The organism is Roseovarius aestuarii, from assembly GCF_019966515.1.
GTDB classification, from domain to species: Bacteria; Pseudomonadota; Alphaproteobacteria; order Rhodobacterales; family Rhodobacteraceae; genus Roseovarius; species Roseovarius aestuarii.
Genome location: NZ_JAIMIB010000003.1, coordinates 304,129 through 327,342, shown reverse-complemented (window position 1 = coordinate 327,342; position 23,214 = coordinate 304,129). Strand labels below are relative to the sequence as shown.

22 protein-coding genes are annotated in these 23,214 nt (G+C 58.3%); 11 read left to right on the top strand and 11 right to left on the bottom strand.

Annotated elements, in window-relative coordinates:
• Positions 1–103: 103 nt before the first annotated feature.
• The gene (locus tag LC334_RS06640) at positions 104–400 is read right to left on the bottom strand and encodes an antibiotic biosynthesis monooxygenase family protein (protein ID WP_085799456.1); all 297 of its coding nucleotides are present in this window, start codon (positions 398–400) and stop codon (positions 104–106) included.
• Positions 401–546: 146 nt separating this feature from the next.
• On the opposite strand from LC334_RS06640, the gene LC334_RS06635 reads away from it, so the two are divergent.
• The 9 genes from LC334_RS06635 (at position 547) to LC334_RS06595 (ending at position 12,256) form a co-directional block, all read left to right on the top strand.
• Positions 547–1,194 carry a lysophospholipid acyltransferase family protein gene (locus LC334_RS06635; RefSeq protein WP_085799455.1) on the top strand — a complete coding sequence of 216 codons (648 nt, stop codon included), beginning with the start codon at positions 547–549 and terminating at the stop codon, positions 1,192–1,194.
• Positions 1,184–2,125: a phosphatidate cytidylyltransferase gene (locus LC334_RS06630; protein ID WP_085799454.1), complete on the top strand. Its 942-nt coding sequence runs from the start codon at positions 1,184–1,186 to the stop codon at positions 2,123–2,125. The genes LC334_RS06635 and LC334_RS06630 overlap by 11 nt, the downstream gene beginning before the upstream one ends.
• Positions 2,126–2,370: 245 nt before the next feature.
• The gene (locus LC334_RS06625) at positions 2,371–3,054 is read left to right on the top strand and encodes an ArsR/SmtB family transcription factor (protein WP_085799453.1); all 684 of its coding nucleotides are present in this window, start codon (positions 2,371–2,373) and stop codon (positions 3,052–3,054) included.
• Positions 3,055–3,132: 78 nt separating this feature from the next.
• Positions 3,133–4,593: a MocR-like pyridoxine biosynthesis transcription factor PdxR gene (gene pdxR / locus LC334_RS06620; RefSeq protein WP_085799452.1), complete on the top strand. Its 1,461-nt coding sequence runs from the start codon at positions 3,133–3,135 to the stop codon at positions 4,591–4,593.
• Positions 4,594–4,844: 251 nt separating this feature from the next.
• Positions 4,845–6,617 (top strand): sulfoacetaldehyde acetyltransferase, encoded by a 1,773-nt coding sequence (gene xsc, locus LC334_RS06615; protein ID WP_085799451.1) that lies wholly within the window; start codon positions 4,845–4,847, stop codon positions 6,615–6,617.
• 22 nt (positions 6,618–6,639) lie between these two features.
• Positions 6,640–7,650 carry a phosphate acetyltransferase gene (gene pta / locus LC334_RS06610; protein ID WP_085799450.1) on the top strand — a complete coding sequence of 337 codons (1,011 nt, stop codon included), beginning with the start codon at positions 6,640–6,642 and terminating at the stop codon, positions 7,648–7,650.
• Between the two features lie 130 nt (positions 7,651–7,780).
• Positions 7,781–10,612 carry a molybdopterin oxidoreductase family protein gene (locus LC334_RS06605; RefSeq protein ID WP_085799449.1) on the top strand — a complete coding sequence of 944 codons (2,832 nt, stop codon included), beginning with the start codon at positions 7,781–7,783 and terminating at the stop codon, positions 10,610–10,612.
• Positions 10,609–11,382: a 4Fe-4S dicluster domain-containing protein gene (locus LC334_RS06600; RefSeq protein WP_085799448.1), complete on the top strand. Its 774-nt coding sequence runs from the start codon at positions 10,609–10,611 to the stop codon at positions 11,380–11,382. Before LC334_RS06605 ends, LC334_RS06600 begins: the two co-directional genes overlap by 4 nt.
• 1 nt (position 11,383) lies before the next feature.
• Positions 11,384–12,256 carry a dimethyl sulfoxide reductase anchor subunit family protein gene (locus LC334_RS06595; protein WP_085799447.1) on the top strand — a complete coding sequence of 291 codons (873 nt, stop codon included), beginning with the start codon at positions 11,384–11,386 and terminating at the stop codon, positions 12,254–12,256.
• A gap of 124 nt (positions 12,257–12,380) precedes the next feature.
• Here the strand turns inward: LC334_RS06595 and LC334_RS06590 are convergent, their stop codons facing one another.
• Both LC334_RS06590 and LC334_RS06585 read right to left on the bottom strand, forming a co-directional pair.
• A complete protein-coding gene (locus tag LC334_RS06590; RefSeq protein ID WP_085799446.1) occupies positions 12,381–12,959 on the bottom strand; it encodes a hypothetical protein in 579 nt (192 codons plus the stop codon).
• Between the two features lie 228 nt (positions 12,960–13,187).
• Complete coding sequence (locus tag LC334_RS06585; protein ID WP_085799445.1) at positions 13,188–13,763, bottom strand: DUF1523 family protein; 576 nt, start codon at positions 13,761–13,763, stop codon at positions 13,188–13,190.
• A gap of 124 nt (positions 13,764–13,887) precedes the next feature.
• On the opposite strand from LC334_RS06585, the gene LC334_RS06580 reads away from it, so the two are divergent.
• Both LC334_RS06580 and LC334_RS06575 read left to right on the top strand, forming a co-directional pair.
• Positions 13,888–14,700 carry a cyclase family protein gene (locus LC334_RS06580; protein ID WP_085799444.1) on the top strand — a complete coding sequence of 271 codons (813 nt, stop codon included), beginning with the start codon at positions 13,888–13,890 and terminating at the stop codon, positions 14,698–14,700.
• Positions 14,701–14,830: 130 nt separating this feature from the next.
• Positions 14,831–15,829 (top strand): hypothetical protein, encoded by a 999-nt coding sequence (locus LC334_RS06575; RefSeq protein ID WP_085799443.1) that lies wholly within the window; start codon positions 14,831–14,833, stop codon positions 15,827–15,829.
• A gap of 103 nt (positions 15,830–15,932) precedes the next feature.
• On the opposite strand, the gene LC334_RS06570 is transcribed toward LC334_RS06575, so the two are convergent.
• From LC334_RS06570 to ugpA, 8 genes are all read right to left on the bottom strand, one after another.
• On the bottom strand, positions 15,933–16,652 hold the full coding sequence (locus LC334_RS06570) for a copper-binding protein (protein WP_085799442.1): 720 nt from the start codon (positions 16,650–16,652) through the stop codon (positions 15,933–15,935).
• 37 nt (positions 16,653–16,689) lie between these two features.
• Positions 16,690–18,030, bottom strand: coding sequence for a multicopper oxidase family protein (locus LC334_RS06565; RefSeq protein ID WP_139836322.1), 1,341 nt, complete (start codon positions 18,028–18,030; stop codon positions 16,690–16,692).
• Between the two features lie 14 nt (positions 18,031–18,044).
• The gene (locus LC334_RS06560; RefSeq protein ID WP_223412902.1) at positions 18,045–19,397 is read right to left on the bottom strand and encodes a TolC family protein; all 1,353 of its coding nucleotides are present in this window, start codon (positions 19,395–19,397) and stop codon (positions 18,045–18,047) included.
• 113 nt (positions 19,398–19,510) lie between these two features.
• Complete coding sequence (locus LC334_RS06555) at positions 19,511–19,738, bottom strand: hypothetical protein (RefSeq protein ID WP_085799440.1); 228 nt, start codon at positions 19,736–19,738, stop codon at positions 19,511–19,513.
• 85 nt (positions 19,739–19,823) lie between these two features.
• Positions 19,824–20,228 (bottom strand): hypothetical protein, encoded by a 405-nt coding sequence (locus tag LC334_RS06550; RefSeq protein ID WP_223412901.1) that lies wholly within the window; start codon positions 20,226–20,228, stop codon positions 19,824–19,826.
• Positions 20,229–20,367: 139 nt separating this feature from the next.
• Positions 20,368–21,420 carry a sn-glycerol-3-phosphate ABC transporter ATP-binding protein UgpC gene (gene ugpC, locus LC334_RS06545; protein WP_085799438.1) on the bottom strand — a complete coding sequence of 351 codons (1,053 nt, stop codon included), beginning with the start codon at positions 21,418–21,420 and terminating at the stop codon, positions 20,368–20,370.
• 2 nt (positions 21,421–21,422) lie between these two features.
• On the bottom strand, positions 21,423–22,259 hold the full coding sequence (gene ugpE, locus LC334_RS06540) for a sn-glycerol-3-phosphate ABC transporter permease UgpE (RefSeq protein ID WP_085799549.1): 837 nt from the start codon (positions 22,257–22,259) through the stop codon (positions 21,423–21,425).
• A 20-nt stretch (positions 22,260–22,279) separates the two neighbouring features.
• Entirely contained in the window at positions 22,280–23,161 is an 882-nt protein-coding gene (gene ugpA, locus LC334_RS06535) for a sn-glycerol-3-phosphate ABC transporter permease UgpA (protein WP_085799437.1), read from the bottom strand.
• Positions 23,162–23,214: the final 53 nt, after the last annotated feature.

Sequence of the window (23,214 nt, the reverse complement as noted above, 5' to 3'; positions counted from 1 at the left end):
ATTTCACCAGCCAGACGGCGATAAAAAATCGGGACCGGTTTTCAGCCAGGGCGTCACGCAAAAGCATCCGGCACCCGGACTTGTCCGCCGTGACCCCAAAGGATCAGGCATCGACCAGATCATAATGTTTGACGCTGCGCGCCCTCACGAGGATCGCCTCTTCCGGCAAGATATGCGGGTTGGCATAGTCCTCTCCGGCGAACGCCTTGAGCGCTGCAAGACTTTCCCAGACCATGACCATGCAGAAATCTGCAGGGGATTCTGATCGCGCCGTGCCGAAAGTTACGTCGTGCAACCCCTCGGTACGCTGCATCAATGGAATAGCGGTGTTGTGAAAAAAATTACTGAACTCACGTTCCTTACCCGGATGAGTGGTCACCTGAAATACGCGTATTATCATAATGTCCTCCTGTAATATGTCGCGACTATACCCCATTTTGCAAATACTCTCTCGACAGGCGCGCAGATAATCCGACTTGATTTCGCAATACCCGGCGGGTCAGACTGGGCTAAAAAGATATATTCGGGGACATACAGGGCATTTTTATGCGCCTATTGGCTTATCTGGTTGCGTATCTCATCATCGGGTTCGCGCGGTTCATCACCGCGGTGCGTGGCAACTGGCGGGACGAACCGCCGCGCGATGAGCAAACGATCTATTTCGCCAATCACACCAGCAACGGCGATTTCATCCTGATCTGGGCAGTGTTACCGCCGCGCCTGCGCTGGAAAACCCGGCCCGTCGCCGCTGCCGACTATTGGCTGACATCACCGGCCCGCTCCTATATCGGCCGGCAGGTGATCAACGCCGTGCTGATCGACCGTCGCCCCGAAGCGCGCGACCGCGACCCGGTGGATCAGATGGTCGAAGCGCTGGATGGCGGATCAAGCCTGATTATCTTTCCCGAGGGTCGCCGGAACGACACCGGTGAGACACTCCTGCCCTTCAAGACCGGCATCTACCACGTCGCGAAAAAGCGACCCGGCATACGGTTCGTTCCGGTATGGATCGACAACCTCAACCGCGCCCTGCCCCGCGGAGAAATCATCCCGATCCCTTATATCTGCACCTGTACTTTCGGGGCCGCGATACGGTTGACCGACGGCGAGAGCAAAGAGCAGTTCCTGACCCGCGCACAGGAGGCGGTGCTGGCACTGGCCCCGAACATTGGGGAGGCGGCAGATGAACCATGACAGCCTGATGGCGCTAATGATGGGTGTCGTTGTTGTACTGATCCTGGCCTCGACCATTGGCGGCATCCTGTCGGCGCAGTTGAAAGACGGCCCCAGCCGATCTGTTGTGGAAAACCTGAATGCGCGGATCTGGGCCTGGTGGGTGATGGTTATTTTGCTCGGGCTGGCGTTTCTCTGGGGGCGCACCGGCGTGACGCTTTTGTTTGCGGTCTGCTCGTTCAATGCACTCAGGGAATTCATCACCCTCACCAACGCGCGCCGAGCTGATCACTGGATGCTGGCAGCGGTGTTCTTTGTCGTCCTGCCGCTGCAATATTACCTCGTCTTTACCGACTGGTATGGGTTCTACACCGTGCTGGTGCCGGTCTATGTCTTCCTGCTGATGCCAGTGATTTCGGCCCTCCGGGGCGAGAGCAAAGACTTTCTCATCCGCGTAGCTGAGGTGCAATGGGCCGCCATGGTTACGATCTACTTCGTCAGCCACGTACCGGCGCTGCTAAGCCTGAACATTCCCGGGTTCGAAGGTCAGAACATCCAACTTGTCGCGTTCCTGATCATCGTCGTGCAGGCCAGCGACGTGCTGCAATATATCTGGAGCAAGCTTCTGGGAAAGCACAAGATGGCACCGCGACTGTCACCAGCGAAAACCATCGAGGGGTTTGTCGGCGGTGTGGCCAGCGCCACCGTTCTGGGGGCATGCCTGTGGTGGGTGACGCCCTTCACCTTCTTTCAGGCCGGGGTGATGTCGCTGGTGATCGCTCTGATGGGGTTCTTCGGCGGGCTGGTGCTGTCAGCGATCAAGCGCGACCGCGGGGTCAAGGACTGGGGCGACGTGATCACGGGACATGGCGGATTTATCGACCGGTTGGATTCGATCATTTTCGCCGCCCCGATTTTCTTCCACCTGACACGCTACTGGTGGCATGTTTGATCGACGAATGGCACAGAGCTTCACAATTGTTATCGCGGTCGGTTTCGTCGTGACAGGCGGCTGCGCTTAACCGCCAAGACCATCAAATGTCTGCCGTCACAACCAGCGCCGGGTCGGCAGATCAAGCTTTGGATCTCTGTTGTCGGCGCATATGCGACCGTGCGGCGGCGCAACCACAGCATGATCAGGCGATCGAAGCGGTAATCACGCTTTATTTTACCGAATACTTCGGCTAATATCGAACTATGAAAGAAGCGCCTGACATCTCGCGCATCGCCGCGCTGATCGGGGACCCAGCCCGTGCCAATATTCTTAACGCGCTGATGAGCGGCAAGGCACTGACCGCGACCGAGTTGGCCGGAGAGGCCGGGGTGACCCTGCAAACCACCTCTTCTCATCTGGCCAAGCTTGACGTCGGCGGGTTGATCCGGCCGCGCAAAGAAGGGCGACACAAATATTTTACCCTCGCGTCGGAAGAGGTCGCTCTGGTGCTCGAAGCGCTGACCGGCCTGGCCGCCGGGTCAGGGCATTTGCGCCACCGTCCCGGGCCGCGCGACCCGGAACTGCGCCACGCGCGGATCTGCTATAATCATCTGGCCGGGAACATGGGCATCCGCGCCTATGACAGCATGAGTGCACGGGGTTTTTTTGGGCATTCCAGCAGCGGCATGACATTGACCAGCAGTGGCCGCGCCTTCGTCACCGCGCTTGGCGTCGACCTTGATGCGCTGCCGCCCTCACGGGCACCGATGTGCCGCGACTGCCTTGACTGGTCGGAGCGGCGCCCGCATCTGGCGGGCCGGTTGGGCCGTGCCCTGCTGAGCCATATGCAGGAAGTTGGCTGGGCCACGCGACACGACGGCACGCGGATCATCCACTTCTCCCCTCGGGGAATGACGTCATTCAATGCGGCTTTTCCAATCGGATGATACAGTGGTCATAGTGATTCCGAAATCAATTTGTCAGGCCAGATTGCACCCTCGATAAGTCCAGTCTACACTTGAGCCATGGTGATATCGGTCGACACATTTTTCCTAGATGCCGAGGCGCAGGGCACCTTGCAGGCCCGCATTCAGCAAATGATCACCCAAGGCATTCTATCAGGACGCTTCCGCAAGGGTGAAAAACTGCCGTCTTCGCGGAAGCTGGCCGAACATCTGGGTGTCAGCCGCATTACCGTGACAATCGCCTATACCGAACTTCTGGCCAATGACTATCTGACTGCGCGCGACCGCTCTGGCTATTACGTGTCTGAAAACGCACCGGAGCCGCCGGAGTTTACCGCCCTGCACCCGTCGCAGGACAAGGTCGACTGGTCCCGCGCCCTGGGCCGTCGCTTTACCGGCGGGGCGACGCCGATCAAGCCGCAAGACTGGTCACGCTACCGCTATCCGTTCATCTACGGGCAGGCCGATCCGGCGCTGTTTGATCATGCCAATTGGCGTCAATGCGCCCTTCAGGCTCTGGGCCAGAAGGATTTTCTGGCGATGACAACCGATTACTATGATCAGGACGATCCGGAACTGATCGAATTCGTCGCCCGTCACACCCTGCCCCGCCGCGGCATTCTGGCCGAACCCTCTGAAATCCTGATTACTATGGGTGCGCAGAATGCGCTGTGGCTGACTGCCCAGGTATTGCTGTCTCAGCGCCGCACCGCAGTGATCGAAAACCCCTGCTACCACGCCCAACGCGACATCCTGACCCAATCGCGCTGCCATCTCGAGCCAGTGGGGGTCGATCGTGACGGCCTGCCGCCCGACGCCTTGCCTAAACATGCCGATGTGATCTTTACCACGCCCAGCCATCAATGCCCGACCAACGCGACCATGCCGCTCTCTCGCCGCAAAGAGTTGCTGAGAAAGGCGGCGGAAATGGAAGCCCTGATTGTCGAAGATGACTACGAGTTCGAGATGTCTTTTCTCAGATCGCCTCTGCCCGCGCTTAAGTCACTCGATACCGACGGCCGCGTGATTTATGTCGGCAGCTTTTCCAAATCGATTTTCCCCGGCCTCCGGCTTGGCTATCTTGTCGGCTCCAAAGCCTTCATTCGCGAGGCGCGCGCCCTGCGCGCCAGTGTGTTGCGGCACCCGCCGGGACATATTCAGCGCACGGCCGCCTACTTCCTGTCACTCGGGCATTATGACAGCTTGATCCGCAAGATGGGCCAGGCCTATGCCAAACGCCGCACCGTGATGGAAAGGGCCTGCGCAGAGCACGGGTTGGGCATTGTCGGTCAGGGTGTCTTTGGCGGATCATCTATCTGGATGCGTGCGCCTGACCATGTAGACACTACGGCGCTGGATGCGCGCCTGCGTGCCAACAAAGTACTGATCGAGCCCGGTATTCCGTTTTTTCACGGCGACTCGCCCCCGCGCAATTTCTACCGGCTTGCCTATTCCTCGATCTCTGCCGCGCGCATACCCGACGGTATTGGCATTCTGGCACGGGAATTGAAAAACGGCTGACCTTCGGCAGGCAATCCACCGGAACTCCTTAGAATTGCTTATTAATAATAAAAATAAGGCATTTCTCAAAAGTACCAAAAATCGAATTTTTTCTTATATTTTATATTTTCGAGATTTTTTGTCTCAATATATAATTTTTCTGGTAATAATAGAGTCACATAACTGGACCTAACACAGTATCGGCCGCGCGGTTAGTTTCGCGCCAGATTTTCCTGCAACCAGATAATTGCGCAATAAGCGAGGACCGCCCCATGAAAATGACAACCGAAGAAGCCTTCGTCAAAACCCTGCAAATGCACGGTATTGAACATGCTTTCGGCATCATTGGCTCGGCAATGATGCCGATTTCTGACATCTTCGGCGAAGCCGGAATCAACTTCTGGGACTGCGCCCACGAAGGATCCGGCGGCATGATGGCCGATGGCTACACCCGGGCAACCGGTAAGATGTCGATGATGATTGCCCAGAACGGCCCCGGCATCGCGAACTTCGTGACAGCCGTGAAGACTGCCTACTGGAACCACACACCCGTTCTGCTGGTCACCCCGCAGGCCGCCAACAAGACCATCGGTCAGGGCGGCTTCCAGGAGATCGAACAGATGAACATGTTCGCTGACTGTGTTGCTTACCAGGAAGAGGTCCGCGACCCATCGCGCATGGCCGAAGTTCTGAACCGCGTAATCATCAATGCGAAACGTGCCTCAGCGCCTGCGCAGATCAACATCCCGCGCGACTACTGGACCCAGGTGATCGACATCGACCTGCCCGAGATCGTTGAATTCGAACGCCCCAGCGGCGGCGAAGACGCACTGGCCCGCGCAGCGGAACTGCTGTCGAACGCCAAATTCCCGGTCATCCTGAACGGTGCCGGTGTGGTTCTGGGCAACGCCATCGGAGACTCGATGGCTCTGGCCGAGCGTCTGGACGCTCCGGTCTGCGTTGGCTACCAGCACAACGACGCCTTCCCCGGCTCGCACCCGCTCTTTGCCGGTCCTCTGGGCTATAACGGATCGAAAGCCGGGATGGAGCTGATCTCCAAGGCCGACGTCGTTCTGGCACTGGGTACCCGTCTGAACCCGTTTTCGACCCTGCCCGGCTACGGCATCGACTACTGGCCGACCGACGCCAAGATCATCCAGGTTGACATCAACCCCGATCGCATCGGCCTGACCAAGAAAGTCACCGTCGGCATCGTCGGCGACGCCAAGAAAGTTGCCAACTCGATCCTCGCCAAACTATCGGACACCGCCGGTGACGATGGCCGCGACGACCGCAAGGCGCTGATCGCCAAGACCAAATCGGCTTGGGCACAGGAGCTGACCTCGCTCGACCACGAGCAGGACGATCCCGGCACAACCTGGAACGAACGTGCCCGCGCCGCCAAGCCGGACTGGCTGAGCCCGCGCAAAGCATGGCGTGCCATCCAGGCCGCACTGCCGAAAGAGGCGATCATCAGCTCGGACATCGGCAACAACTGCGCCATCGGTAACGCCTATCCGTCGTTTGAAGCTGGCCGCAAATACCTGGCACCGGGCCTCTTTGGTCCCTGCGGCTACGGTCTGCCCGCCGTTGTCGGCGCCAAGATCGGCTGCCCCGATACGCCGGTTGTCGGTTTCTCGGGTGACGGTGCCTTCGGCATCGCGGTCACCGAGCTGACAGCAATCGGCCGCGGCGAATGGCCTGCGGTTACGCAGATCGTGTTCCGCAACTACCAGTGGGGTGCTGAAAAGCGGAACTCGACCCTTTGGTATGCTGACAACTTCGTCGGCACCGAGCTGGACGAGCAGGTCTCTTATGCCGGCATTGCACAGGCGTGCGGCCTGCAAGGCGTGGTTGCCCGCACCTCAGAGGAGCTGACCGCAGCCCTGGATCAGGCGATCAAAGATCAGAAAGCGGGTAAAACCACGCTGATCGAAGCCATGATCAACCAGGAACTGGGCGATCCGTTCCGTCGCGACGCGATGAAAGCGCCGGTCAAAGTGGCCGGTATCGACAAAGCGGACATGCGTCCTCAGCAGGTCTGAGGCAGGGATAAGGCCGGAACACATGACACAGACACCAATTGATCTGCTGCTCTCCGAGCTTCCGGCCACCCGTACGACCGTTGCCCTAAGCGAAGGCAGTGACCCCCGCGTTGTCGCGGGGGCGCTTGCCGCCCACCAAGCCGGGATTGCCGATGTGATCCTGGTGGGCGGCACCGATGCTGTCCGGGCCGAGCTTGCCAGTCAGGGCGCAAGCGACGGCAATGGGGTTGCCATTCACGATCCCGCTACGTCCGACCTGACCCAAGATTTCGCCGCCGCCTTCTTTGACCTTCGCAAACACAAGGGAGTTGACGAAGAGGCCGCGTGCAAAGCTGTTGAAATCCCGCTGATTTATGCCGCCATGCTGGTGCGTCTGGGCCACGCGGCTGGCACTGTCGGTGGCGCCGTTGCAACCACGTCGGATGTTGTGCGCACCGCTATTCAGGTGATCGGCAAGGCCCCGGATGCGGCGATGGTATCGAGCTTTTTCCTGATGATACCGCCCACAAACGCCACCGAACATGGTCGCGCCATGCTTTATTCAGATTGCGGGCTTGTGATTGACCCTAACAGTGATGAGTTGGCTGCAATCGCGTCGGCCTCGGCCAATTCCTGCAAGGCGCTGATGCGGCAAGAACCTAAGATCGCCATGCTGTCCTTCTCGACCAAAGGCAGTGCCCGCCATGTGAAAGTGACCAAGGTCACCGATGCACTGGCAAAGTTGCGCACCGATCGCCCGGACCTGTCCGCCGATGGGGAATTGCAATTCGACGCCGCCTTTGTCCCCTCGGTCGGGCAGAGCAAGGCACCGGGTTCCGAGGTGGCAGGCCACGCCAATGTCATGATCTTCCCAGATCTCGATGCTGGCAATATCGGCTATAAGATCACTCAGCGTCTGGGTGGTTATTCGGCTATCGGCCCAATCCTTCAGGGGCTGGCCAAACCTGCCAATGATCTGTCGCGCGGCTGTGTCGCCGATGATGTTACACAAATGATCGCGGTCACGATTTTGCAAGCGCTGGCAAACCCATGAATACGGGAAAGCCTCCGGGTTAATTTGATTTTCCCGGAACAAAAGTTGCGAAATTCGAAAGTTAATAGAAAACGGTCGCACCGACAAAACTTCTGCCCTAGGTTGGCGCCGCGAGAACAGGGACCATGCCATGACACATCACCAGCCCAAGATTGACACCTCTCCCAAGGTTTCGGACGAGGTGCGCAAGACGACCTGCTACATGTGCGCCTGTCGGTGCGGCATCAATGTGCATATGAAGGATGGAAAGGTCGCCTATATCGAGGGCAACCGGGACCACCCTGTCAACAAGGGCGTACTCTGTGCCAAGGGCAGCGCTGGCATCATGCAGGTCAACGCGCCCTCTCGCCTGCGCGCCCCGTTGAAACGTGTGGGTCCACGCGGCTCGGGCGAGTTCGAGGAGATCAGCTGGGACGAAGCCCTGCAGATCGCCGCCGACTGGCTCGAACCCATTCGCGAGGAAAACCCCGAGAAGCTGGCGTTCTTCACTGGCCGCGACCAAAGCCAGAGCTTCACCAGTTTCTGGGCGCAGAATTTCGGCACGCCGAACTATGCGGCGCATGGCGGCTTCTGCTCGGTCAACATGGCGGCGGCCGGCATCTACACGATGGGCGGCGCTTTCTGGGAATTCGGCCAGCCCGACTGGGATCATACCAAGCTTTTCATGCTCTTTGGCGTGGCCGAAGACCACGACAGCAACCCGATCAAGATCGGTATCGGCAAGATCAAGGCCCGCGGTGCGCGGGTGATCGGCGTCAACCCGATCCGGTCGGGCTATAACGCGGTGGCGGATGACTGGGTCGGCATCACCCCGGGCACCGACGGGCTTTTCATCCTGTCGCTCATTCATGAGCTGATGAAAGCGGGCAAGATCGACCTTGATTACCTTGCGCGCTATACCAATGCGCCGGTACTGGTGAACGGCGATGAGAAATCGCCCGACTACGGCCTTTTCCTGCGTGATGAAGATGGCAAACCGCTGGTCATCGATCGCAAGACCGGCAAGCTCACCGCCTTCGACAAGCCCGGCGTCCGCCCTGACCTGCACGCCACCCACCGTGCTGCCGGTGTCACCCATCGTCCGGTGATGCACCTGATGGCCGAGCGCTATCTGGACAAGCAATACGCTCCCGAAGCGGTGGCTGAGCGCTGCGGCATCAAAGCCGATAAGATCAGGACCATCGCCGCCGAGTTGGCCCGCGTCGCTTTTGATGAGGCGTTCGAGCTGGACCATGAGTGGACCGATTTTCGTGGTGAGAAACACACGAAAATGATGGGCCGCCCGGTCAGCTTCCACTCGATGCGGGGTGTCAGCGCCCACTCAAACGGGTTCCAGACCTGCCGCGCCCTGCATGTGCTGCAGATCATCCTCGGCACGGTCGAGGTGCCCGGCGGCTTCCGGTTCAAACCACCCTATCCGAAACCGGTCAGTGCCCACCCCAAACCTCATGCCAAGGTCACGCCTGGATCGCCATTAAACGGTCCGCATCTGGGCTTTGTTCAGGGTCCGGATGATCTTGTGCTCAAAGAGGACGGTTCTGCCGGACGCATCGACAAGGCCTTCACCTGGGAAAACCCGATGTCCAGCCACGGGCTGATGCATATGGTGATCTCGAACGCCCATGCCGGTGACCCGTACAAGATCGACACACTCTTCATGTATATGGCGAATATGTCGTGGAACTCCTCGATGAACACCAAGGGTGTCATGGAGATGCTGACCGACACGGACGAAAACGGCGATTACGTGATTCCACGCATCATCTATTCCGATGCCTATTCGTCCGAGATGGTCGCCTATTCCGACCTTATCCTGCCGGACACGACCTACCTGGAGCGGCACGACTGCATTTCGCTGCTGGACCGTCCAATCTGCGAGGCGGATGGCGCGGCGGATGCTATCCGCTGGCCGGTGATCGAGCCGGACCGTGATGTGCGTGGCTTCCAGACAGTGCTGGTGCAACTGGCCAACAAGATGAAACTGCCGGGCTTCACTAACGACGATGGCAGCGCCAAATACGAAGATTACGCCGACTACATGGTCAATCACGAACGCCGCCCGGGTATCGGTCCGCTGGCAGGCTGGCGAATGGGTGATAAGGGCCTGCAACACGGCCGCGGCGCCCCGAACGAGGGGCAGCTCAACAGCTACATCGCCAATGGTGGGTTCTTCGTCAAACACATCCCCGAGGCGGCGGCCTATTACAAACCCTGGAGCAAGGAATATCAGGACTGGGCGGTTGGAATGGGTATCTATGACAGCCCACAGCCGTATATCTTTGACCTCTATGTCGAGACGATGCGCAAATTCCAACTGGCTGCAGAAGGCCACGGCGATCGGCAGCCCCCCGATCATCTGCGCGAGCGGATCAAGGCCACGATGGACCCGCTGCCGATCTGGTACGCGCCCTTCGAGGACGACAATGTCGATACCGCCGAATTCCCGGTGCACGCGCTGACGCAGCGCCCGATGGCGATGTACCATAGCTGGGGAACCCAGAACGCCTGGCTGCGCCAGATCCACGGCCGCAACCCGCTTTACGTGCCCACCAAGATCTGGAAGGCCAACGGCTTTGCCGAGGGCGACTGGGCCAGTGTCACCTCGGCGCATGGCGAGATTATCGTGCCGGTGGCCCATATGGCGGCGCTAAACGAAAACACCATCTGGACATGGAACGCGATTGGCAAGCGCAAGGGCGCCTGGGCGCTTGGCGAAGATGCGTCCGAAGCGACCAAGGGCTTCCTGCTCAACCACCTGATCCACGAGTTGCAGCCGCCCAAGGGCGACGGGCTACGCTGGTCAAACTCCGACCCGATCACCGGTCAGGCGGCGTGGTTCGATCTGCGGGTCAAGGTTGCAAAGGCCAGTGCGCCGCCAGATGTCAGCCAACCCGCCTTCGATCCGATCAAATCCCCGGTGGCCAAGGGTCCATCAGAATTGACATGGAAGGTAGGCAAATGACGACCCTTCCCGAAAGCACCACCCGCAAACTGGGCCTAGTGATCGACCTTGATACCTGTGTGGGCTGCCATGCCTGTGTCGTTTCCTGCAAAGGCTGGAACACCGAAAACTATGGCGCGCCGCTATCCGACCAGAACGCCTATGACGGCGCAGGCTCGGGCACGTTCCTCAACCGCGTGCACAGCTACGAGGTGCAGCCGCTGGCCACCTCCGAGATGCCGCACCCGGCGGCGCAGCTCATCCATTTTCCCAAGTCGTGTCTGCATTGCGAAGACGCCCCCTGCGTCACTGTCTGCCCGACCGGCGCCAGCTACAAACGCGTCGAGGATGGCATCGTGCTGGTCAATGAAAGCGACTGCATCGGCTGCGGCCTCTGTGCCTGGGCCTGCCCCTATGGTGCGCGGGAACTTGACGCCGCCGAAGGCGTGATGAAGAAATGCACGCTTTGCGTTGACCGCATCTATAACGAAAACTTACCCGAGGTGGACCGCGCCCCCGCCTGTGTCCGTACCTGCCCCGCCGGTGCGCGTCATTTTGGCGATTTTGCCGACCCGGAAAGCAATGTCAGCAAGCTGACGGCGGAGCGCGGCGGCATGGACCTGATGCCCGAGCAGGAGACCAAACCCGTCAACAAATACCTGCCGCCCCGTCCCAAGGATCAGATGGATCACGCCGGTGACATCGACATTCTCGCCCCGTTCCTTGAACCCGTGATGGAAGAGCCCAAGGGCTTCCTTGGCTGGCTCGACAAAGCTTTGGAGAAAATCTGAGATGCATCCCGCCCCCTCTGTCATCGTTTTCACCACCCTCTCGGGTCTGGGATTTGGCCTGCTGTTCTTTCTGGGCCTGGGCCTTCCGGATGTATCGGGCTGGGTCGCCTTCGTGTTCTTCGCCATCGGTTTCGGCCTGGCCGTAGGCGGGCTTCTGGCCTCGACCTTTCATCTGGGCCATCCGGAACGTGCGATGAAAGCCTTCAGCCAATGGCGCTCAAGCTGGCTTAGCCGTGAAGGTGTGGCCGCCGTGGCAGCGCTTGCCACCATGGGCCTCTATGCCGCCGGGGTCATTTTCCTCGACACCAGGATTGCCGTTCTGGGCTGGATCGGCGCGTTGCTAAGCCTCGCCACGGTCTACGCCACCTCGATGATATATGCCCAACTCAAGACGGTGCCACGCTGGAAAACCGCGCTGACACCGGCGCTGCTGATGTCGATCTCGCTTGCCGGGGGCGCATTGCTAGCAGGGCAGATCGCTCTGGCACAGATTCTGTTACCGATCGCGGCAGTCATTCAGGTGATCTGGTGGGTCAGGGGCGATGGCGCCCTGCAAGGCAGTGGCACCGATATGGCGAGCGCGACCGGCCTTGGCCCTATCGGCGATGTCCGCGCGTTTGAGCCACCGCACACCGGCACCAACTACCTGCTGCGTGAACTGGTGTTTCAGGTTGGCCGCAAACACGCGCTCAAGGTGCGTGTCGTTGCAGTGCTGCTGGGTTTCATCCTGCCGCTACTGCTGATTTTCATCCCCTACGCGCACGTCTCGGTTCTGGTCGCCGTTATCCTGCATCTGATGGGTATTGCGGCTTCACGTTGGCTGTTCTTTGCCGAGGCCGAGCATGTGGTGGGACTTTATTACGGTAAGCGTTGAGGCATTCTTCCGATTCCAGCCCAAGAGGTAAACCGCCTTCAGCTAAGCGGACAAAACGGACTTTAAACTTGTATGCCTACCCTCAAGTACATAGCTTCCCGGGTCTGGACGACACGTCGAGATGTCATCCGCGCTTTCGTCGACGCTTAATCTCGTTGATAAGTCGATTCTTGGACTTTATGGGAACCAACTTATTTCGCTCCAGCATTTCGGCAAAGGGCTTCAAGTTTGGCTCGTCGATTAGATAAACTATCTGATGCAATGCCCATTCACACGACAGATTTAACAAATCCTCCAGATGTTCGGACCGGGGGTCTTCTTTGTAAGATGACATAAAAACAAAGGATTTTGCTTGTTTGTACAGCCAACTCTGAGAGTCGCTTCGCTCAACAATTTCCGTACATAGTCGAGCACTTACCTTGCTTTTGATGATCGCCTCACCCAGCACCGATTTGGACGTCGGAAACTCGCTTAGTAGGAGTTCTTCAATATCTTTCTCGTTGAGCGCCTGTTTTTCTTCAATGGCCTTCGAACAGTAGAGGCCATAAGCTTCGTCACGAAGGACAGACAATCTAGTTTCATCACTACAAGAGGAACTATCTAGCTCTCCTTGAATAAGTTTAGTCACGCGCTCAGACCGCTCTTCTGAAAGCGAAAAGATCTGCTTTAACTCATCTCTATCTAGTTCAAAAATCCAATCCATTTATGCACTCGCGATAGCTAAATTTCCTTACTCATAACCCAATTTCTTCATTCGATTACTCATTTTCCTTCATGTCCGCTCTGGGCTCAATGCAGACATTGGAAGTAATACCGCTTACCGTCCCCTTCATCGCTGAAACCATCTCCGCACGGCATCCAAACCGCAACTATGCGGAGGGCCAATCCGTTCGCCCTGCAATCGCTGCCCGGAGCAGTTGCAAGACGGCGCTCATCCCCAACCATCCGTCCATTCGTCGATCTTGGCTTCGATCCGGTTTTTGCGGAATCTGATCCATCTCACGCGAACGGCCCAGAACGAGGCAAAGAGGAATGTCAGCAACCCGATATTGAACCAGGGAATGATCCTCGCCTCTGGGTCGGCAACAGGCCGAATACCCACCGCGTTGGGAAAGATCGACAGAAACTCATTGCGCCAGCCATAGTGCTTGATCGCCACCCACTTTGGCGCCTCGGCTGTTGATTTCATATCCGCCGCTTCGGCCTGCAGATTGGAAGTGTCGAACTTGAAATAAGGCGGCCAGCCCCAGCCGGTATCTTCATTGCGATACACCATTACCCGGCCGTTGCGGCGCACCGACTGGATAAAGAACACATCGCGGTTCACCGCACCCGTGGCGTTCCCAACTTCCGCATGCGACCAGAAGATCGAATTTTCACCAAAATCGATCCGCTTTTCATAGGTGTCGGTCACCCGCGCGATATCATGCTGCGGCAACGTGTAGTGCAGAAACACGATCACCATGAGCGAAAGAAAAATCTTGAATACCCATTTCACATAGACCATTCCGGCCCCCTATCAGACATGCGCCCGCTCTGCACAACCGGGTGCGCGTAAATTTCGACTCGCCCATACGGTTACCCGTACTATCATCACACTGGTCTATAACCGGAAACCACGGGAGAAAACTATGTGCGATATATGCGTCATCAACGCGGTGAAGGAAAAAATGTTGTCCCGCCGCGCATTTTTCACGGCCAGCGCCGCCGCCGGTGCCGCTGCAGCGCTCGGCACCGTTTCAGCCCCGCCTGCCCTGGCGGCCGGACATGGCGCAGTCGAGGACCTGACTCATACCTATGACGCGGTGTTCCCGACTTACTTCGGCAGTCCGGGGATCGAGATGGAACAGAAGTTCAGCTTTGCCGAGAATGGCTTCAACCTGTTCACGATGAACCTCAATGAGCACACCGGCACCCATATCGACGCACCTCTGCACTTTTCTACCGATGGGGCGTCAGTTGATGAAATTCCGGTGACGTCGCTGGTAGCGCCGCTCTGCGTGATCGATATCGCGGCCCGCGCCGCTGATGACGCGGATACGCAACTAACCCCCGATGATCTCAAGGCCTGGATCAGCACCCATGGCGACATACCCGACAATGCCTGTGTCGCGCTCTACTCCGGGTGGGGCAGCAAAACCGGCGGCGACGGATTCCGCAACTCCGACGGCGAAAAGATGCATTTCCCGGGCTTCCATGTCGAGGCTGCCCAGATGCTGCTTGAAACCGGCGCCGGTTCCATTGCCAGCGATACGCTGTCGCTGGATCACGGGATCTCTGCCGATTTCGCCACCCATTATGCCTGGCTTCCCACTGGCCGGTTCGGCATCGAAAATATCGCCAATCTCGACAAAATGCCCGCCAGCGGCGCCACGATCATGATCGGCGCCCCGAAACATCGCGGCGGATCCGGCGGGCCGGCGCGCATTTTTGGGATGATCTGACACACACGCTCCGGGTCGGCGTTTCAGCCCTGGCCCGGGCCCCCCGCGCGACCGAAGTATTTTCTGGACAGATTGCGGCTCTGTCCGGCACAATTGTGCCATTCAACAAAATCACTTTCGGAGAAAACCTATGGCTCAGCGCATCATCATGATTCACGGTCGCAGCACCAAACCCGCGAAACAGCGCCTGGCGATGTTTCAGCGTCAGGCATTGTTGCAGGGGCTCGAGCGGGTCAACCCGGCCAAGGCCAAAAAAGTCGCGGATGGCGCGGTAGAAATCGACTTTGTCTATTATGGCGACATCAGCAACCGCATCCTGGCTGTTAAAAGTGACACACACGCCAAAAGACTGACCGAGACCGACCCGCATAGCGACAATGCCCCCTGCCTTCCAGACGTCGGATTTGCAGATGCAATCGACGCGCTCGGTGCGATCAGGCGTTTCGACAAACGCGCCTATCGCAAGATATTGAAGGAAAACGACGACCTGCGTTTCATGGATGATGCGGCGCGCGCGGTGTCCACCATCGCCGCGATCACTACGGCGACATTCCTCAATACCGTGGGGATCAAATTGGCAACCGCCGATATGGGGGCCTATCTCATGCGTCGTTCAGTCGGGTCCAAAGTTCGCGAAAGGCTTCAGACGCCGCTCAGGCGCGCGCTCAAACGCGGCGACGACATCTGCCTGATCTCGCATTCCATGGGCTGCATCGTGGCCTATGATGTGCTCTGGAAATTCTCGCGGATGAGTGAATATGCCGACGTGCGCGAGAACGGCAACCGGATCAGCCAGTGGCTCACCCTCGGTTGCCCGCTGGGTGAGGCCGGGGTCAAGGCCAATCTCTATGACGGGCATGAGCGGGCCCACGACGATGGCACAGACAAGCACCCCAAGAACATAGTGAAGCACTGGCACAACACAGCAGCAGTCGATGATTTCATCAGCCACGACACCACGATGAAAGACGACTATAAGGCAATGACCAAATTCGACTACGTCGACAGCATCACGGACAAGCGCATTTACAATTGCTACGCCATGGGCGGCAAAGCCAACCCGCATAAGTTCTATGGCTATCTGGCTCATCCCATCGTGGCAAACGATGTGGCGAGTTGGATCAAGTAGGCGCGGGGCCCAGCCATCTGTTGCGGCAGACGCGGATACGCCCGAGATTTGAGAAAGGCTTAAGACGGCAACGGCCAAGGCCCCACCGTCTTGGCCATGCGCGTTACTTCAGATCGGTTATGGTCAATTTGCCCTTCACACGATCCGCGACGAACTCGATTTTCTGCCCTTCGCTAAGAGCATCCAGCATTGCGTCATCGGCTACAGGGAACACCATCGTCATGGCGGGCATGTCGTGTTCAACTAGTTCCTCGTGAATGATCGTGACCTTCCCCGAGTCAGGCTTGATCTTTTTCACGACACCCTTGGTGTAAATGCGCTCGACCATTGTTTCGGCGACGTTGATTGGGCCGTGCATACCCGCTTCGTAATGCCCGGGAATGAGGCAGGCGAATTCGAACGCGCCGGCATTGGCGAATTTCCAGACCACTTCGCCGCTTTCACCGGGCTCAAGGCTGACCGAGTTGGGGTCGTCATGCTCCATTTCCATCTGGGCCATCATCTCTTTGTGCTTGGCATTTCCCTCCTGCGAGTCGATGACAAATTCGTGCTCCAACTCGCCTTTATTGGAGACGATAAAGCGGATGGTTTCACCCTGTTTGATGTCAAACTCCGAAGGCTCAAAGATCATGTCGCCATCATCGGTTTCGCGCATGATGACGTCGATTGTCCGATCCACGGCATCCGCCTTGCCAGGCATGCCAACGGCCATCATTTTGCCGTGCTCACCTTCGGAATGGTCATGGCTGTGATCATGCGATCCCGCAGCGAAGGCGGCAGAGGCGGCAAAACATGCGACAGCCGCTAAAGTAAGATGTTTCATTATGCGTTTCCTTTGTCTGTAGATGTGTCCAAGGTGCTCAGGACTTGCGTTTGGTCAGCCGGGTTTTGGGGCTGTCATTCGTTGAGAATTCCGGCAGCTCTCCTGCCCATTCATAGGCCTGCGTGCCGGGCGGGTTTTCGTACCAGCCGGGATCGGAATAGTCGTCTGCATCGATCCCCTCGCGCACCTTCACGACCGAGAACATGCCACCCATCTCAATCGGGCCATGCGGCCCCCAGCCGGTCATCATCGGCACGGTATTGTCGGGTAGTTCCATTTGCATCATGCCCATTTCGGCCATGCCGTTGCTGCCCATGGGCATGTATTCCGGCTGATGCCGACGGATCATCCGCGTCAATTGTGTCTTGTCGGCGCCAATGAAGTTGGGCACGTCGTGACCCATTGCATTCATCGTGTGGTGCGACTTGTGACAATGGATCGCCCAGTCGCCTAGGTGAACCGCGTCGAATTCGTAGGCGCGCATCGCGCCGACGGGGATGTCGATACTAACTTCCGGCCAGCGCGCCTCTTTCGGCACCCAGCCGCCATCGGTGCAGGTCACCTCGAAATCATAGCCATGCATGTGGATCGGGTGGTTGGTCATGGTCAGGTTCCCGACCCGCACGCGCACCCGGTCGCCGTAATTCACCACCAGCGGATCGATGTCGGGAAAAACGCGGCTGTTCCACGTCCAGATATTGAAATCCGTCATTGTCATGACGCGCGGGATATAGGTGCCCGGATCGATGTCGAACGCATTCAGCATGATCAGGAAGTCGCGATCCACCGGCATGAAGGTGGGGTCCTTTGGATGGACCACGAACATGCCCATCATCCCCATCGCCATCTGCACCATCTCATCCGCGTGCGGGTGATACATGAAGGTGCCGGATTTCACCAAGTCGAACTCGTAAACGAAGGTTTTTCCCGGCGGGATGCCCGGGTGGCTGAGGCCGCCGACACCATCCATCCCCGAGGGAAGGATCATGCCATGCCAATGCACCGTCGTGTGTTCCGGCAGCTTGTTGGTCACGAAAATGCGGACCCTGTCACCTTCAACCGCCTCGATCGTCGGGCCAGTTGACTGGCCGTTATAGCCCCAGAGGTAGGCGGTCATGCCGTCGGCCAGTTCACGCTCTACCGGTTCTGCGATCAGGTGGAACTCCTTGACATTGCCGTTCATGCGATAGGGCAAGGTCCAGCCGTTCAGGGTTACCACCGGGTTATAATCGCGCCCTGAGGTGGGCCGCAGCGGTGCCTGGGTTGTGGCGCTGTCCATCATCGCCGCCTCGGGTAATCCCATGTTCTGCGACTTTGCCATTGTACCGGTCGCCATCAGGCCAGCACCGGCGGTGAGTATTTGACGTCTGTTCATCATCTTGTTTCTCCTTCTCAGTGCTCTTCAGTGCTGCCGCCGGCGATGCTTGCGACAGCCGCGCCACCGCCTGCCCCGGCGCCACCGCCGTAGATCGCCGCAACCAGATTGGCGTCCGCCAGCCAGAAATCACGCCGCGCGTTTGCTTCCATGAGGTTGGAATTCAGTCGCGCCCGTGTGTCTGCGAGCAGTTCGAACGTGTTGGTGATCATGCCATTGTAGGAAAGCAGCGCCTCTTCCTCGATGGTCTGGCGCAGCGGCAGAACGGCATTTCTATAGTGCCGCGCGATCTGGTGTGTGCCGACATAGGAGGCATGCGCTGCCCGCGCTTCGGACCTGACATTCACGGCCCTTTCGGCCAGCTGATGCGCCGCCAGCAAATAGGCGGCCTCGGCCCGTTTCAGACGCGCCTTGCCGCTGTCAAAGATCGGAATGGCAAACTCCAGCTCGACCTGCGGCGTTGTTTCCCGTTCGATTCTGCCGTCTTCGTTTTCACGCTCGTGCTCAACACCGACGATCAGTTCCAGATCGGTGACATAGCGTGTCGCCTCGGTCATGCCGCGCGCCTTGGCCATGCTGTCCAGCTCCAAGCGCGCAAGCGTCAGATCAACGCGCGACTTCAACGCGTCCCGCTCGATATGCGGGCGGTCGTGCACATGCCCCGGCAGGCGTGGCAGATTGTTGGGGACGAAATAGTTCACGTCGCTACCCCAAAGGCCCATCTGCCGTGTAAGTGTCTCCTTCGCCAGGGTTGCTGCCAGCTTTGCCTGCGCCCGTTGCCCGGTCAACTCGGCATAAAACGCATGTTCGCGCGCCTGATCAGCTTTGTTGAGGAACCCGGTATCCCCCAGCCTTGCCGCCAGTTCCGAGGCCGCATCCGCTGTACTTTGCGCGTCACGGATCAATCCGGCAGTCTCAAAGGCAGCAACGGCGTCGACCCAGGCGCGCCTGGTTTCAACTGCAACGCGCAGGGTTTCTTCGACTGCGATCAGTTGCGCCTGCCTAAACTGGATATCCGCCTGCCGGCTCCGGTCTTTCTGCGTGAATGCGGCCAGCAGGTTGTTGGCGACGATCCCTTCGATGGACCGGAAGGCGCCTACACCACTCGCATTCAAACCCGCCACTTCAATCGCAACGATTGGATTTGGCTGCATGATGGATTGCCAGGCATCAGCTGATGAAACGCCCATCTGGGCATAGGCCGCCTGCAATCCCCGATTATTGATCAACGCCACCTGTACGGCAGTATCCGCGTTCAGGGTCTTGCCCTGGACCATGGCATGCACACGTTTGGCGTTTGCTTCAATCGCCGCCGCGTCCATCAGCAAGACAGCATCTTGTCCCAAAACGGAAAGTGCTGTGCCAGACACGGCGCCAAATGCGGCTTTCCGGTCTGAAAAACGCGCTGTTTGCTCAGGCGACGCGCACGCGGGCAACAACAATATGGCGGACAAGCTCAAACCTGTCTTTCCAAGAAATCCCATTAGCTGCCCTCCTGATTTGGAGATTGCCGATCATTTAGCTCCCGCCACGCGGCTGGTCCTTTCACCGGGCGTTCGACATAGCCCGACAGAAGTGCTGGTGTGGAGGCATGAGGCGGGTGAACTTCCACGTTTGCTGAAGCGGCCAGTGTTTCGCGTGGAAGTGGTTCGGTCACCGCCCCGCAGGCGGTCAGGGCCATGGATACGCCCAATACGATATAGAATTTCATGATGTTTCCCGATCAAAGAAAAAAGGACAGGCACACCACACGCGTTGTGCTGCCTGCTCACTCAAGTCCGGCCTCGCCGGACAGATCAGGTATTTGGAGGTCTGAGAAAGCTCTCCGCGAGCCCAAGCGGGGTAAGTGGTTGCTCGGTCACGGTCAAAACAGCCGATAGAAAAATCGGCGCTGCAAATGCACCATGCACTTCACAAACAACCGCCGAACAGGCGTGCATCATGCAGGTGTTATGATCATGTTCGGGCGCCGCATCATTCGATGCTTCAGCGTGATCTGCATGCCCGGAGTGATCGTGCGCCAAAGGCGTCTCATCAACGCTCGTGTGGATGCAGTTTTTTTGATGCAATACATCATTGGATGCCATCACAACACCGTTTGCGCCCACCGAAAAAATCAGCGCAAGCAGAAAGACCTGAAAGAAGTTGTTCAGACTTACCATCCCATTTAGGTAGCCGCACAATATCAATCCTGCAATCAATTTTTTGTATGGCGGATTTCGACGACAGGCTTTGTGAACACTTCAGAATAGCCGCCTGCTTTCGGCAAAGCCCGCCTCGGTGGCGCCCTCAACTGATCGCAGAAAGGCATCCGGCGAGCTTTCTGCTGCAGTGACTTCGCTATGTCCGTCGCAAGCCGGATTTTGGATCAAACACGTGGGATTGGCCTGCTTGCACCGCAAAGCGCATCTGTTCGCGTGCTTCCGGAAGAGAATGTACCCCGGGCAAGCTGATGGTGAAGCTGTCCGGATATCCCTGCAACCTGCCATGCAGCAGCGTATTCGCCCCCAAGGGCTCTGTCATCTGAACTGTAACCGCCAACGGACCCTTTTCATCCGGCATCAAATGTTCCGGCCTGACGCCAAATTTGATCGGACCATCCGGGCCTGCGGCATCTGCGACCACGGTTCCCTCAAGCATCACTTTCCCATCCTTCACCCGGGCATCGACGACGTTCATGGCTGGGCTGCCGATGAACTGCGCCGCGAAGAGGGTTCGAGGGGTCTCATAAACCTCCAGCGGTGTGCCAATCTGTTCTGCCACCCCGGCATTCATCACGATCATTCGGTCGGCCATGGTCATCGCCTCCACCTGATCGTGCGTGACATAAAGCGACGTGATCCCCAGCTTGGCCTGCAATTCCCTGATCTCCAACCGCATCTGAACGCGCAGCTTGGCGTCAAGGTTGCTGAGTGGTTCGTCAAACAGGAAAACGGCGGGTTCGCGCACGATGGCACGTCCCATGGCGACGCGCTGGCGCTGGCCACCCGACAGCTGCCGGGGCTTGCGGTCGAGGAGCGGCTCAAGTTGCAGCAGTCGCGCAGCTTCCTCTACCTTGGCGTTGATCCGGTCCTTGGGAAGCTTCGCGATCTTCAGCCCGTAGCCCATGTTCTGGCGCACCGACATATGCGGATAAAGCGCGTAATTCTGGAACACCATCGCGATATCGCGATCCATCGGCTCCTTGTCATTGGCGCGCACGCCACCGATCAGCACATCGCCTGCGGTGACCGTCTCCAACCCCGCAACCATGCGCAACAGGGTGGATTTGCCGCAGCCCGAGGGGCCGACAATGACGATGAATTCGCCATCTGCGATCTCCACGTCGATGCCGTGAATGACATCCGTGGGGCCAAAGCTTTTCTTTACGCCCTGAAGGGTGACTGTCGCCATATCTATTTCTCGCTGTCTACAAGGCCGCGGATGAATAACCGCTGCATTCCCACGACCACGATCACGGGCGGGATCATCGCGAGGATTGAGGTTGCCATGATTGTGGGCCAGTGGGCAAAATCATCGCCGCTTGGGAACATCTGCTTGATGCCCATCACGATGGTGTTCATTTCCGGATCGGTGGTGATCAGAAGCGGCCAGAGGTATTGGTTCCAGCCATAGATGAAGAGGATCACGAAAAGCGCCGCCACGTTCGTGCGGCTCATCGGCACCACGATATCCCAGAAAAACCGCATCGGTCGCGCGCCGTCCACACGGGCGGCTTCGGCCAGTTCATCGGGGATGGTCAGGAAAAACTGCCGGAAAAGGAATGTGGCCGTGGCCGACGCAATCAGCGGGAAGATCAGGCCCGAATAACTGTTGAGCATGCCAAACCCCGCGACCACTTCGAATGTCGGGACAATCCGCACCTCGACCGGCAGCATCAGCGTCAGAAAGATCATCCAGAAGAAGACATTGCGCCCGGGAAAGCGGAAGTAAACGATGGCAAAGGCCGACAGAAGCGAAATGGCGATCTTGCCCACAGCGATCCCCACCGCCATGACCAACGAGTTGAACAGCATCGTGGCCACCGGCACGTTTACCCCCGAGAAGAGGGCGTTCTTGTAGTTGATCCGGAACTGATCCCCCGGCCAGACCGGCATCGGTGGCTGGATGATGTCCACCTGCGTCACCGTCGACGCGACAAAGGCCAGCCAGATCGGAAAGAAGATCACCAGCACGCCTAGGATCATGAAAACATGGGTCAGCCACAGGCCCGCGCCGCGTTTCTCCACCATGCCATGTATGTCGCGCGCCATCAGTAATGCACCCGTTTTTCAATGAATTTGAACTGGATCACGGTCAGCAGCCCAACGACGATTAGCAGGATCACCGATTGCGCGGAGGAAGAACCCAGATCCTGCCCGACAAAGCCGTCCGAGAAGACCTTGTAGACCAGAATGGTCGTCGATTGCTGCGGTCCGCCGGCGGTGATCGTGTGGATCACGCCGAAGGTCTCAAAAAAGGCGTAGACCACGTTCACAACCAGCAAGAAGAACGTGGTGGGTGACAAGAGCGGCAGCACGATGGTGAAGAACCTGCGCCAGAAGCGCGCGCCGTCGATCGCCGCGGCCTCGATGACCGACCGGGGCACGGCCTGCAAGGCGGCAAAGAAGAACAGGAAGTTATAGCTGATCCGCCCCCAGGCGGAGGCGATGACGACGAGGCCCATCGCCTCGCCCCCGTTCAGGACATGGTTCCAGTCATACCCCAGGGTGCCCAGATACCATGAGATCACGCCAACCCGCGTGTTGAACATGAAAAGCCACAGCACCCCCGCGACTGCGGGCGCGACCGCGTAGGGCCAGATCAGCAGCGTGCGATAAACACCCGATCCCTTGATCAGACGGTCCGCGATGACGGCCAGGAACAGGGCCGGGATCATCGAACACAGGGTTACAAGGATCGAGAAGATTGCGGTGGTGGCAAAAGACGCGCGATAGAAGGGATCGCTCAGAAGGAACTCGAAATTGCCCAGCCCCACGAATTGCGACGAAAGCCCGAAAGGGTCTGGAATGAACAGCGACTGCCAGATCGCCTGACCCGCCGGATAGAAGAAGAACACGGCTGAAACGACGACCTGCGGCGCAATCAGCAAGAGCGGCAACATCCAGCCGCGAAAGGTGACGCGCTTTTCCATGTCATTGCCCCCGGTCAAAATACAGGCAGGCCGCGAAGGCCTGCCCGATCAGT

What these genes read in the sequence shown, in the direction of transcription:
- LC334_RS06640 (WP_085799456.1), bottom strand. Translation starts at nt 400, where the DNA reads ATGATAATACGCGTATTTCAGGTGACCACTCATCCGGGTAAGGAACGT.
- LC334_RS06635 (WP_085799455.1), top strand. Translation starts at nt 547, where the DNA reads ATGCGCCTATTGGCTTATCTGGTTGCGTATCTCATCATCGGGTTCGCG.
- LC334_RS06630 (WP_085799454.1), top strand. Translation starts at nt 1,184, where the DNA reads ATGAACCATGACAGCCTGATGGCGCTAATGATGGGTGTCGTTGTTGTA.
- LC334_RS06625 (WP_085799453.1), top strand. Translation starts at nt 2,371, where the DNA reads ATGAAAGAAGCGCCTGACATCTCGCGCATCGCCGCGCTGATCGGGGAC.
- pdxR (WP_085799452.1), top strand. Translation starts at nt 3,133, where the DNA reads ATGGTGATATCGGTCGACACATTTTTCCTAGATGCCGAGGCGCAGGGC.
- xsc (WP_085799451.1), top strand. Translation starts at nt 4,845, where the DNA reads ATGAAAATGACAACCGAAGAAGCCTTCGTCAAAACCCTGCAAATGCAC.
- pta (WP_085799450.1), top strand. Translation starts at nt 6,640, where the DNA reads ATGACACAGACACCAATTGATCTGCTGCTCTCCGAGCTTCCGGCCACC.
- LC334_RS06605 (WP_085799449.1), top strand. Translation starts at nt 7,781, where the DNA reads ATGACACATCACCAGCCCAAGATTGACACCTCTCCCAAGGTTTCGGAC.
- LC334_RS06600 (WP_085799448.1), top strand. Translation starts at nt 10,609, where the DNA reads ATGACGACCCTTCCCGAAAGCACCACCCGCAAACTGGGCCTAGTGATC.
- LC334_RS06595 (WP_085799447.1), top strand. Translation starts at nt 11,384, where the DNA reads ATGCATCCCGCCCCCTCTGTCATCGTTTTCACCACCCTCTCGGGTCTG.
- LC334_RS06590 (WP_085799446.1), bottom strand. Translation starts at nt 12,959, where the DNA reads ATGGATTGGATTTTTGAACTAGATAGAGATGAGTTAAAGCAGATCTTT.
- LC334_RS06585 (WP_085799445.1), bottom strand. Translation starts at nt 13,763, where the DNA reads ATGGTCTATGTGAAATGGGTATTCAAGATTTTTCTTTCGCTCATGGTG.
- LC334_RS06580 (WP_085799444.1), top strand. Translation starts at nt 13,888, where the DNA reads ATGTGCGATATATGCGTCATCAACGCGGTGAAGGAAAAAATGTTGTCC.
- LC334_RS06575 (WP_085799443.1), top strand. Translation starts at nt 14,831, where the DNA reads ATGGCTCAGCGCATCATCATGATTCACGGTCGCAGCACCAAACCCGCG.
- LC334_RS06570 (WP_085799442.1), bottom strand. Translation starts at nt 16,652, where the DNA reads ATGAAACATCTTACTTTAGCGGCTGTCGCATGTTTTGCCGCCTCTGCC.
- LC334_RS06565 (WP_139836322.1), bottom strand. Translation starts at nt 18,030, where the DNA reads ATGATGAACAGACGTCAAATACTCACCGCCGGTGCTGGCCTGATGGCG.
- LC334_RS06555 (WP_085799440.1), bottom strand. Translation starts at nt 19,738, where the DNA reads ATGAAATTCTATATCGTATTGGGCGTATCCATGGCCCTGACCGCCTGC.
- ugpC (WP_085799438.1), bottom strand. Translation starts at nt 21,420, where the DNA reads ATGGCGACAGTCACCCTTCAGGGCGTAAAGAAAAGCTTTGGCCCCACG.
- ugpE (WP_085799549.1), bottom strand. Translation starts at nt 22,259, where the DNA reads ATGGTGGAGAAACGCGGCGCGGGCCTGTGGCTGACCCATGTTTTCATG.
- ugpA (WP_085799437.1), bottom strand. Translation starts at nt 23,161, where the DNA reads ATGGAAAAGCGCGTCACCTTTCGCGGCTGGATGTTGCCGCTCTTGCTG.